Source organism: Sulfitobacter sp. HI0027 (assembly GCF_001634775.1).
Classification (GTDB): domain Bacteria; phylum Pseudomonadota; class Alphaproteobacteria; order Rhodobacterales; family Rhodobacteraceae; genus Sulfitobacter.
In genome coordinates this window covers 1-10883 of record NZ_LWER01000340.1, presented here as the reverse complement: position 1 = coordinate 10883, position 10883 = coordinate 1, and the positions used below count along the sequence as shown (strand labels likewise).

General features: G+C 60.9%; 9 protein-coding genes and 1 pseudogene. 8 read left to right on the top strand and 2 right to left on the bottom strand.

Annotated elements, in window-relative coordinates:
* On the bottom strand, positions 1-1001 hold a 1001-nt coding region (locus tag A3722_RS16610), incomplete at its 3' end, for an argininosuccinate synthase (protein ID WP_067916313.1).
* A 124-nt stretch (positions 1002-1125) separates the two neighbouring features.
* On the opposite strand from A3722_RS16610, the gene ilvA reads away from it, so the two are divergent.
* The gene (gene ilvA / locus A3722_RS16605) at positions 1126-2358 is read left to right on the top strand and encodes a threonine ammonia-lyase IlvA (protein ID WP_201722059.1); all 1233 of its coding nucleotides are present in this window, start codon (positions 1126-1128) and stop codon (positions 2356-2358) included.
* A gap of 89 nt (positions 2359-2447) precedes the next feature.
* Complete coding sequence (locus A3722_RS16600) at positions 2448-3716, top strand: PP2C family protein-serine/threonine phosphatase (RefSeq protein ID WP_067622276.1); 1269 nt, start codon at positions 2448-2450, stop codon at positions 3714-3716.
* Here the strand turns inward: A3722_RS16600 and A3722_RS16595 are convergent.
* Positions 3713-4150 (bottom strand): NUDIX domain-containing protein, encoded by a 438-nt coding sequence (locus tag A3722_RS16595; protein ID WP_067622279.1) that lies wholly within the window; start codon positions 4148-4150, stop codon positions 3713-3715. The genes A3722_RS16600 and A3722_RS16595 overlap by 4 nt on opposite strands.
* Before the next feature lie 76 nt (positions 4151-4226).
* On the opposite strand from A3722_RS16595, the gene hslO reads away from it, so the two are divergent.
* The 6 genes and pseudogenes from hslO to A3722_RS16565 all read left to right on the top strand — a co-directional run.
* The gene (gene hslO, locus A3722_RS16590) at positions 4227-5201 is read left to right on the top strand and encodes an Hsp33 family molecular chaperone HslO (RefSeq protein WP_067622281.1); all 975 of its coding nucleotides are present in this window, start codon (positions 4227-4229) and stop codon (positions 5199-5201) included.
* Between the two features lies 1 nt (position 5202).
* Entirely contained in the window at positions 5203-5799 is a 597-nt protein-coding gene (locus A3722_RS16585; RefSeq protein ID WP_067622284.1) for a CoA pyrophosphatase, read from the top strand.
* A complete protein-coding gene (locus A3722_RS16580; protein ID WP_067622287.1) occupies positions 5796-6956 on the top strand; it encodes a CCA tRNA nucleotidyltransferase in 1161 nt (386 codons plus the stop codon). The genes A3722_RS16585 and A3722_RS16580 overlap by 4 nt, the downstream gene beginning before the upstream one ends.
* Before the next feature lie 164 nt (positions 6957-7120).
* Positions 7121-8959, top strand: a complete 1839-nt coding sequence (locus A3722_RS16575; protein ID WP_067622290.1) for an ABC transporter ATP-binding protein — start codon at positions 7121-7123, stop codon at positions 8957-8959.
* A complete protein-coding gene (locus A3722_RS16570; RefSeq protein WP_236627463.1) occupies positions 8956-10668 on the top strand; it encodes an ABC transporter ATP-binding protein in 1713 nt (570 codons plus the stop codon). The genes A3722_RS16575 and A3722_RS16570 overlap by 4 nt, the downstream gene beginning before the upstream one ends.
* Positions 10665-10883, top strand: a pseudogene (locus A3722_RS16565) (IS110 family transposase); the annotation flags it as partial. The gene A3722_RS16570 and the pseudogene A3722_RS16565, both read left to right, overlap by 4 nt.

Genomic DNA, 10883 nt, shown 5'->3' with positions numbered 1-10883 from the left:
ATGGCGGCTTGCAGCATGGTCCGTTCGGGGCTGTACCAGAAGCCGTTGTAGATCAGTTCGGCGTATTTCGGCATCAGCTCGTCTTTGAGGTGCATGGCGCCGCGGTCGAGGGTGATGGATTCGATGCCGCGGTGGGCTTCGAGCAGCAGGGTGCCACCGGGGGTTTCGTAGATTCCGCGGGATTTCATGCCGACGAAGCGGCCTTCGACGAGGTCGAGACGGCCACAGCCGTGTTTGCCGCCGAGCTCGTTCAATTTGGTGAGGATCGTGGCGGGGGACATGGCTTCGCCGTTGATGCTGACGGCATCGCCGCGCTCAAAGCCGATTTCGACGTATTCGGGCGTGTCCGGCGCGTCTTCGGGGTTCACCGTGCGCTGGTAGACATAGTCGGGCGCGTCGATGGCTGGGTCTTCGAGGACTTTGCCTTCGGAAGAGGTGTGCAGCAGATTGGCATCGACGGAGAAGGGGGCTTCGCCGCGTTTGTCTTTTGCGACGGGGATTTGGTGCGCTTCGGCAAATTCCAAGAGTTTGGTGCGGCTCGATAGATCCCATTCGCGCCAAGGGGCGATGACTTTGATGTCGGGGTTGAGCGCGTAGGCGGCCAGCTCAAAGCGGACCTGATCGTTGCCTTTGCCGGTTGCACCGTGGGCCACGGCATCGGCACCGGTTTCTTCGGCGATTTCCACGAGGCGTTTGGAGATCAGCGGGCGGGCGATGGAGGTGCCCAAGAGATACAGACCTTCATAGACCGCGTTGGCGCGGAACATCGGGAAGACGAAGTCGCGGACGAATTCCTCGCGCACGTCTTCGATGTAGATGTTCTCTGGCGCGATGCCCATCATCTCGGCCTTTTTGCGGGCCGGTTCAAGCTCTTCACCTTGGCCGAGGTCGGCGGTGAAGGTCACCACCTCGCAGCCATATTCGGTTTGCAGCCATTTCAGGATGATCGAGGTATCGAGGCCGCCGGAATAGGCAAGCACGACTTTCTTAGGCGCGGACATGACGGGGTTCCTTTCAAGTTCGCCCTGCGAGGTAGCGGTTTTCGCGGGCGCGGGCAAGATTGAAGCCTGCGTTGACCTATGCAGGCTGCGCGCCTATCGACGAATGGCAGCAAGGAGAGCACAGATGGCGGATGAATTTGCACAGAAAGCACAGGCGGCGGCAGAGGCGCTGCGGGCATTGTTCCCGGCGACACCGCTGCTCCGCAATGAGCATCTGTCGGACCGCTTTGGCGCGGATATCTGGCTGAAGCGCGAGGATTTAAGCCCGGTGCGCTCTTACAAGCTGCGCGGAGCGTTCAATGCGATGCGCAAAGTGATCCCGGGGCAGGGGTTGTTTGTCTGTGCCTCGGCGGGGAACCATGCGCAGGGGGTGGCTTTTGCCTGCAGCCATTTCGGGGCGCGCGGCGTGATTTTCATGCCGGTGACCACACCGCAGCAGAAGGTGCAAAAGACCCGGATGTTCGGCGGTGAGAATGTCGAGATTCGGCTGGTGGGGGATTATTTCGATGCCACCTTGGCGGCAGCACAGAGTTTTTGCCGGGACGAGGGCGCGCATTTCCTGTCGCCTTTTGACGATGATGACGTGATTGAGGGGCAAGCTTCTGTTGCTGTGGAGATTGCCGCGCAATTGGGCCGGGTGCCGGATCGGGTGATCTTGCCCGTAGGCGGCGGCGGGCTGTCTTCGGGGGTGGTCAGTTATTTTGGGGACGCCTGCGACTATACATTCGTCGAACCCGCAGGGGCACCGAGCCTTGCGCGGGCGTTGGAGGCCGGGGCGCCGGTCGATGTCTCTCCGATCGATAACTTTGTGGATGGCGCTGCGGTGGCCAAGATCGGCGCGCGGACCTTTGAGCGTTTGCGCGGGGTGAACCCGGCGGATGTGGTGCATCTGCCGGAGGACCGGATTTGCGTGACGATCAACGAGATGTTGAATGTCGAAGGCATCGTTTTAGAGCCAGCAGGCGCGCTGTCGATAGATGCGCTGGGCGAGGTGGCCGATCAGATTGTCGGCAAGACGGTGGTCTGTGTGGCTTCGGGCGGCAATTTCGATTTCGAGCGTTTGCCAGAGGTCAAAGAGCGGGCGCAGCGTTATTCGGGCGTGAAGAAGTATTTCATCCTGCGCATGCCGCAGCGGCCGGGGGCGTTGAAGGAGTTTCTGATGCTGCTTGGCCCGGAGGATGACATCTGCCGGTTTGAGTATTTGAAGAAGTCGGCGCGAAATTTCGGCTCTGTCCTCATTGGGATCGAGACGCGGCGACCTGAGAATTTTAAGCCCTTCCTTGAACAGCTGGGGCAATCCGGCTTTACCTATACGGATATCACCAACGACGAGACCTTGGCGCAGTTCGTGCTGTAGGCGCGCCCGACGCGGCGGATTTACAGAAGAATTCACGTTTCGGTAAGCCATCGCTGTTTAGATCAGCAGGCCTGTCAGGATCGTGTCGCATGAAATTGGATATCCCCAGCCTCTCTGAAGCGGTGGCGACGCCTGCTGTGTCGCCATTGATTTTGGTGGTTGAGGGGGATGAAACCCATCGGGGTTTTCTCTCGGCGTCTCTGAGGGCATGGGGGTATGAGGTGATCTCTGCCGCGTCGGGTGCTGTGGCTCTGACCCTTTGCGAGCGCCGTTTGCCTGATATTGTGCTCTGCAGTTGGACGATGACGGGGCTGTCGGGGCTCGACGTCTGCCGGACTTTCCGAAGCCTGTCGGAAGAGCGTCGTGGCTATTTCATTCTGCTCACCGACAGGCCTGAAGGTGGCGCGGTGACCCGCGCCCTTGATGCGGGGGCTGATGATGTGTTGATCCGGCCAATCGGTCCGCCGGACCTGCGCGCCCGGGTCATGGCTGGGGAGCGTTTTCTGGTCATGCAGCGTGAGCTGACGCAGAAAAACAAGCTGATCACCGAAACATTGGATGTTCTTCGGCAGGTGCATGCGCTGATCGACAAGGATTTGATTGAGGCCAAGAAATTCCAGCAATCGCTGCTCCGCGAACGCTATCGCGCCATGGAGGGGGGCAATCTGTCGATGATGCTGCGCTCTGCCGGGCATGTTGGCGGCGATTTGGTGGGGTATTTCCCTGTGCGACCGGGGGTCGTGGGGCTTTTCGGTTTGGATGTGTCGGGCCATGGCATCAGCTCGGCCCTAATGACGGCGCGGCTGGCCGGATATCTGTCGGCGTCGACGCCGGACCAGAACCTTGCGCTCACGCTATTGCCCGGGGGCAGCTATGCGGCGCGCCCCCCGGGGGAGGTGATCGAAGAGCTTAACGATCTTGTTCTTCATGAGATGGAGACGGAGCATTATTTTACGCTAATGCTGGCGATTGCCGACCTCACCACCGGGGAGGTCACAGTTGCGCAGGCAGGGCACCCGCATCCCGCTTTGCTGCGCGGCGATGGGCAGGTCGAACAGCCGGGCACCGGGGGCTTTCCTGTTGGCTTGCTCGCCGGGGTGGGGTTTGAGGAATATAAGCTTCAGATGGCGCCGGGGGACAGGCTGTTGATTCTATCGGATGGGGTGACGGAATGCCCCGATCCGGGCGGAGAGATGTTGGGCGAAGAGGGTTTGGCAGGGATGCTGGGTGAATTGCGCCGGTTCAGCGGTCCGGCGCTTCTCAGCGCGCTGGTTTGGAAGCTTTCCGAATTCGCGGGCAGCCGTGATTTCCCCGATGATGTGTCAGGGATATTGCTTGAGTATCAGGGCAACGTTTAGCGCAGGTGGCGTTGCAGAAACAGGCGGTCGCCTTCGTTTGCGAGGGTCGCCAATGCTTCGCTGGCCGATAGCACCAAAGTGGCGTGATGTGGTTCTGTCGGCGCGGCGATCTGGCGCACGGGATGCGCGACGTAGATATGGCAGATCTTTTGCGCCCAGAGGTCGTAATCCTTCATATAGGTAAAGCGACGGAACGCGCCCAATCGGCGCGGGCGGGCAATGCGCCAGCCGGTTTCCTCCAGCACTTCGCGGTGGAGTGCTTGGAGCGGGGATTCTCCCGCTTCGATACCGCCGCCGGGCAATTGCACCTCGGCGTCTTGGACCATTTCCAGCGTCATCAGAAAGCGGCGTTGCAGCGGGAGAATGGCATAGACCCCGGGCCGCGGTGTGTAGCTTTGGCCGGGCTGTGGTGTCTCACCTGTACGTCGGATCATCTGCTGCCCCTTTTTCCATGGGTTGCTGCGCCTATATAGACGCGGTATGCCAAGCGGCCCCCGATAAGGAAACCCGATGACCCAAGGAACTAAAATCGCGTGGGACGATACCGTTCTGCCCTTTCAGCTTGATGATGTCGACATGCGCGGCCGCGTGGCGCGGCTTGATGGCGTGTTGGAAGGCATCCTGAAGCAGCACGACTATCCGCCGCAGGTCGAAGCCTTGGTGGCCGAGATGGCGTTGTTGACCGCATTGATCGGTCAGACGATCAAACTGCGTTGGAAACTGTCGCTACAGGTGCAATCCAAAGGCGCCGTTCGGATGATCGCGACCGATTACTACGGCCCCGAAAAGGAAGGCGAGCCTGCGCGCATCCGCGCCTATGCCAGCTATGATGCGGATCGGCTGACCGATGACGCCCCGTTTGAACAGATCGGCGAAGGCTATTTCGCGATCATGATCGACCAAGGCAAAGGCATGACCCCCTATCAGGGCATCACGCCGCTGGCCGGTGGGTCTTTGGCTGCCTGTGCGGAAGCCTATTTCGCCCAGTCCGAGCAGTTGCCGACCCGCTTTTCGCTGAGCTTTGGCAAATCGTCGGGCCCCGGCGAGCCAGAGCATTGGCGTGCTGGTGGCATCATGTTGCAGCATATGCCCAAAGCCTCGCCACTATCAGCGTCGGGCGAAGGGACGGGTGAGGTCCTCAAAGCCGATGATTTGGTCGAAGGCGACGAGGCCGAGAATTGGAACCGCGTGAACATCCTGCTCGGCACGGTTGAGGATCTGGAGCTGATCGGCCCCAGCGTGCCGCCGACCGATCTTCTGTTGCGATTGTTTCACGAGGAACAACCGCGGGTCTATGATCCTCAGCCGGTGCGTTTCGGCTGCACCTGTTCCGAAGACCGCGTGCGTCAAAGCCTTTCGATCTACTCGGCCCGCGATATCGAAAAGATGACCACGGACGAAGGGCGGGTGACCGCAGACTGCCAGTTCTGCGGCGCGCATTATGACCTTGATCCGGCCACGGTCGGTTTCGACGCCAAGGCCTAGGGTGAGCGACCGGTTCCAGTCCTTTCGCGAGGCGCTTGCCCAGACTGGGGTGGAATCCTCCGATTTCGATCTGAACCCGGAGGTCACCCTGCCCGAGGGGCGCAGTCTGCGGCCTGCGGGTGTGCTCGCCCCGGTGGTGGATACCGGAACGCGGCTGGAACTGATCCTGACCAAGCGGTCTTCGGCGCTGAAACATCACCCCGGGCAGATTGCCTTTCCGGGGGGTAAACAAGACGGCGGCGATGCGGATGTCATCGCCGCCGCCCTGCGCGAAGCGCGCGAAGAGATCGGCCTGCCGAGCGACATCGTGGATGTCTTGGGCGTTCTTCCGGCCCATGAGACGGTCACCGGCTTTAGCGTGACCCCCGTGATCGGCTATGTAACGCGCGATTTCACCGTGGTGCCAGAACCCGGCGAGGTCGAAGAGGTGTTTCGCGTGCCGCTCGACCATGTGCTGAACCCCAGCAACTACCTTGTGCATTCCCGGCGTTGGCGGGGCCAGCGGCGGTATTATTACGCTGTTCCCTATGGCCCCTATTACATCTGGGGCGCGACCGCGCGTATGTTGCGGGCATGGGCGACCCGCATGAACACATGATTCCAACCACGACACGCTGGCTACATGACGCAGACGCACAGCAGGTTTGCCGCGTGGTGCAGGATGGCGGGCACCGTATCTATTTCGTCGGCGGTTGCGTGCGCGATGCGCTACTGGGCCTGCCGGACAGTGATGTGGACCTCTCCACCGATGCGACACCTGAAGCGGTGATGGCGCTGGCCAAGGCCGCCGGGGTCAAGGCCGTGCCGACAGGGATCGACCATGGCACGGTAACGCTTGTGTCGGGCGGCAAACCGTTTGAGATCACCACCTTTCGGCGCGATGTGGAAACCGATGGCCGCCGGGCTGTCGTGGCCTTTTCCACCGATATCGCCGAAGATGCCCGCCGCCGTGATTTCACGATGAACGCGCTCTATGCCACGCCCGAGGGCCGTGTGATTGACCCGTTGGGCGGCCTGCCTGACCTGTACGCGCGACGGCTGCGTTTTATCGAGGATGCAGGTCAGCGTATCCGCGAGGATTACCTGCGCACCCTGCGCTATTTTCGCTTCATGGCGTGGTATGGCGACCCGGAGGCGGGGCCGGAGCCGGAGGCGCTGGATGCCATCGCGTCGAATTTGGATGGGTTAGAAACGCTTTCGGCAGAGCGTGTCGGGCAGGAGTTCAAAAAGCTGCTCCGCGCGCCGGATCCCGCCCCCGCCTTGGCGTTGATGCGGCAAACCGGTGCCTTGCCGGTGCTTTTGCCGGGGAGTGATGACCGCTGGCTATCCATGCTGGTTCATTTTGAACAAATGCTGGGGCTTGAGTCTGACTGGCTGGTTCGGCTGGCCGCGCTGGGCGGGGAAGCCTTGGCGGATCGTCTGCGGTTGAGCAAGGCAGAGGCCAAGCGTCTGACGTTGCTGCAAGAGCAAGGCTTTGCCGGGCCACCGCTGGCCGAACTTGCCTATCGTCATGGGGCAGGGATCGCCCGTGGCGCTGCATTGCTACGCGGCGCTATGGCAGAACAGATGCCCGAAACCACCGTGTTAGAGACAATTTCAAGCGCCGCCACTGCCCGTTTTCCGGTAATGGCCAAAGACCTGATGCCAGCGTTCAAAGGCCCGGCCTTAGGGCAAGAGCTTGCCCGGCTGGAGCAAATCTGGATCAACTCCGGCTTCACCCAGACCCGCGCGGAGTTGCTGCGAAAGTCCAGCTAGGTCGACATCGCGCGGAAATTCGGCTATCCAAACCGCATTACAAGGGAGATGGGCGAGATGTACCGCGGGATCTGGTTTAGCTAAGCTGGCATAACCATTGCCCCTTTGCGGCTTTGCCATCGGGCATCGCCGATCATTTTGCCGTTTATTTCCAAGGCCTCCCCATGTTCCGATTTTTCGAAAACCTCGTAGATCCCTATGTTGCCTATCGCGAAAAGGATCACCCGCCGCAGGGGCTTTGGCCCTTTTTGCGGGACTATGCGCAGCCGTTTAAAAAGGTCTTTGTCCTCGCCGGGGTGATGGCGATCCTTGTCGCGGCGATTGAGATCGGTTTGATCTACTATATGGGCCGTATCGTTGACCTGCTCGGCAGCGACCCTGCGCGGATGTGGGAGGACTATGGCACCGAACTGACCCTCGTGGCCCTTGCCGTGCTGTTCCTGCGGCCCTTGGTGCAGGCGGTCGACGTGATGCTTCTCAACAATGCGATCCTGCCGAACTTTGGCACCCTGATCCGCTGGCGGGCGCATCGGCATGTGTTGCGGCAATCCGTCGGCTGGTTCGAGAATGATTTCGCCGGGCGTATCGCCAACCGGATCATGCAGACACCCCCGGCAGCGGGGGAGGTGATCTTTCAGGTTTTTGACGCGATCTCTTATTCGCTGGCCTATATGATCGGCGCGGCGATCCTGTTGTCCACCTCTGATATTCGCTTGTTAGTGCCGCTTTTGGGGTGGTTTATCCTCTACGCTGGCTTGGTGGCATGGACGATCAAACGGGTCGGGCCTGCGTCCAAGGCGGCGTCGGACGCGCGGTCTCAGGTGACGGGGCGCGTGGTGGATGCCTATACGAATATCCATTCGGTCAAGATGTTCGCGCATCATGATCTAGAGGTCAACTTTGCCGGAGAGGCCATCGAAGAGGCGCGGCGTACCTTTCAGGGCGAGATGCGGATTTTCAGCATCATGGATGTGGTGCTGACCCTTCTTAATGGCATGTTGATCGTGGGTATTGTCGGCTGGGGGCTGGTGCTTTGGATGGCGGGCGAAGCGAGCGTCGGCGTCGTGGCCGCTGCCGCCGCGCTGGCGCTGCGGCTCAACTCAATGACCGGCTGGATCATGTGGGCTCTGTCGAGCTTCTTCCGCGAACTGGGTGTTGTGGCCGAGGGGATGGAGACCATTGCCCAGCCCCTCGCCCTGACCGACCGACACGATGCGCCCCCCTTGAAGCTGACCGAAGGCCGGATTGAGATTGCAGGGCTAAGCCATCATTACGGGCGCGAAAGCGGCGGGATCCAAGGTATCGATATCACCGTACAACCGGGCGAGAAGATTGGCCTTGTTGGCCGCTCCGGCGCGGGGAAATCGACCCTCGTGAAGCTGATGCTGCGGTTCTATGACGCCGAGGCGGGGCAGATCCGGATCGACGGGCAGGACATTGCACAGGTGCGGCAAGACAGTCTTCGGCGGCACATCGGTGTTGTGCAGCAGGATTCCTCGCTGCTTCATCGTTCCGTGCGCGAGAATATCCTCTACGGCCGCCCCGATGCCAGCGAGGCCGAGATGATCGCGGCGGCGAAACAGGCGCAGGCGCATGAGTTCATTCTTGATCTGACAGATCCGGAGGGGCGCTCGGGCTATGATGCGCGTGTCGGCGAACGGGGTGTGAAACTCTCCGGCGGGCAGCGTCAGCGCATCACGCTGGCGCGGGTGATCCTTAAGGATGCGCCGATCTTGATGCTGGATGAGGCGACCAGCGCGCTCGACAGTGAGGTGGAGGCGGTCATTCAAGAAACGCTCTATGACATGATGGCGGGCAAAACGGTCATCGCCATTGCGCACCGCCTGTCCACAATTGCCGAGATGGATCGAATTCTGGTTCTGGATCAGGGCCGTATCGTTGAAGAAGGCACCCATGACGCGCTTTTGCAGAAAGCTGGCCTATATGCAGCCTTCTGGCACCGTCAGTCGGGCGGTTTTCTCGCATTGGATGACAAGTCGTGAGCATTTCGAACTGGATCAACCCGTTTCACCCCGCCGATGGCCCGCCGCCGCAAACGCTGGGGGCTTTCATGCGCTGGTGCCTGTCGGGCGCTTGGCCGGTGCTCTGGCTCGCGGCCTTTCTGTCGGCAGCCGCCGGCGCGATGGAGGCGGGCACGGCGTGGATTTTGGGCAAGGTCATCGATGCCACGGTCAGCGCGGGCCCCGAGCGGTTTTTCGAAGGCAGCAGTCTGGTGCTGGTGCTGGGCGCGGTGGCGTTCTTTTTGGTGGCGCGGCCTGTGCTGTTCGGCCTGTCCTCGGCCTCGAACGCGATCATGGTGCAGCCCAATGTCAACCCGCTGGTGCTGTCGCGTTTGCACCGCTGGACGCTGGGGCAGAACGTAAATTTTTTTGACGAAGACTTCGCCGGGCGCATCGCGCAAAAGCAGATGCAGGCCGCGCGGGCGGTGACAGATGTGGCGGCTGAGGTGATCAACGTGGTGGCTTTTGCGCTGGCGTCCCTCGTGGGGTCGGTGGCGCTGCTTCTGGCGATCGATTGGCGCGTGGCGGTTGGGTTTTCGGTCTGGCTGGTCATGTATCTAGCGCTGATCAACTGGTTCTTGCCGCGCGTGCGCAAGCGGGCGGCGGGCCGTGCCGGGGCGCGGGCGTTGGTGTCGGGGCAGGTGGTGGATACGATCACCAATATCAAAACGGTGAAACTCTTTGCCCATGCCGATCACGAGGACCGCGCAGCACTTTCCGCGATGCAAAGCTTTCGTGCCCGGGCGTTGGAGTTTGGCTATCTCGCCGCCGGGTTCCGTTTGGCGCTGATGAGCCTTGCCGGGCTTTTGCCGGTCTTGCTAATGGGCGGGACAATCCTACTGTGGCAGCGCGGCATGGCGAGCGAGGGGGATATCGTGGCCTCGGGTGCCATCGCGATCCGTATCGCGCAGATGACCGGCTGGGTGTCTTTCACGCTGATGGCGATCTATTCCAACATTGGTGAGGTCGAAGACGGCATGCGCACTTTGACGCCGCGCGTGCGGTTGGACGATGGGCCTGATGCGCAGGAATTGGTCGTGGAGGCCGGGCAGATCGAACTGCGCGACCTCGGCTTTGCCTATGGCCGCCAGACGGGTGGGATCGATCAGATTTCGCTTACCATCAAACCGGGCGAGAAGCTGGGGATCGTTGGTGCCTCGGGGGCAGGGAAATCGACCCTCGTTGCGCTGCTTTTACGGCTCTATGAACCGGAACAGGGCAAGATCGTGATTGACGGAATGGATACATCGGAAGTCACGCAAGAGAGCTTGCGGCGCAATATCGGCATGGTCACGCAAGAAACCGCGATGTTCAACCGCTCCGCGCGGGACAACATCCTTTACGGGCGGCCCGATGCGACCGAGGCCGAGGTTATCGCGGCGGCCGAACGTGCCGAAGCGCATGAATTCATTCAGGAACTCGAGGATCACAAAGGCCGCCGCGGCTATGACGCGCATCTGGGGGAGCGTGGGGTGAAGCTTTCGGGCGGGCAGCGTCAGCGTATCGCCTTGGCCCGCGCCATTTTGAAAGACGCGCCCATTCTGGTGCTGGATGAGGCGACAAGCGCGCTTGATAGCGAGGTGGAGGCCGCCATTCAGCAGATGGAGTGGTTGCCGCCCTCCCCAGACGGCATCGCAATGTGCCAAGGTCGTGGTGTTGAAAGCCACACAAAGAGGAGGACGGCGAGATGAAGGATATGATGATCGGGGTCGATCTGGCAAAGAATGTTTTTCAAGTTCATGGGGCGCTGCACACGGGGGAGATTCAGTTTCGCAAGAAGCTGACGCGAACGCAGTTTCCCGTGTTCATGGCTAAGCAGGAGCCAAGCTTGGTTATCCTCGAGGCATGTGGCAGCGCACATTATTGGGCGCGCGAGATGGAAGCGCTTGGACATGAGGTAAAACTC

Coding starts and splice junctions, on each gene's coding strand:
- ilvA (WP_201722059.1), top strand. CDS start 1,126: ATGGCGGATGAATTTGCACAGAAAGCACAGGCGGCGGCAGAGGCGCTG.
- A3722_RS16600 (WP_067622276.1), top strand. CDS start 2,448: ATGAAATTGGATATCCCCAGCCTCTCTGAAGCGGTGGCGACGCCTGCT.
- A3722_RS16595 (WP_067622279.1), bottom strand. CDS start 4,150: ATGATCCGACGTACAGGTGAGACACCACAGCCCGGCCAAAGCTACACA.
- hslO (WP_067622281.1), top strand. CDS start 4,227: ATGACCCAAGGAACTAAAATCGCGTGGGACGATACCGTTCTGCCCTTT.
- A3722_RS16580 (WP_067622287.1), top strand. CDS start 5,796: ATGATTCCAACCACGACACGCTGGCTACATGACGCAGACGCACAGCAG.
- A3722_RS16575 (WP_067622290.1), top strand. CDS start 7,121: ATGTTCCGATTTTTCGAAAACCTCGTAGATCCCTATGTTGCCTATCGC.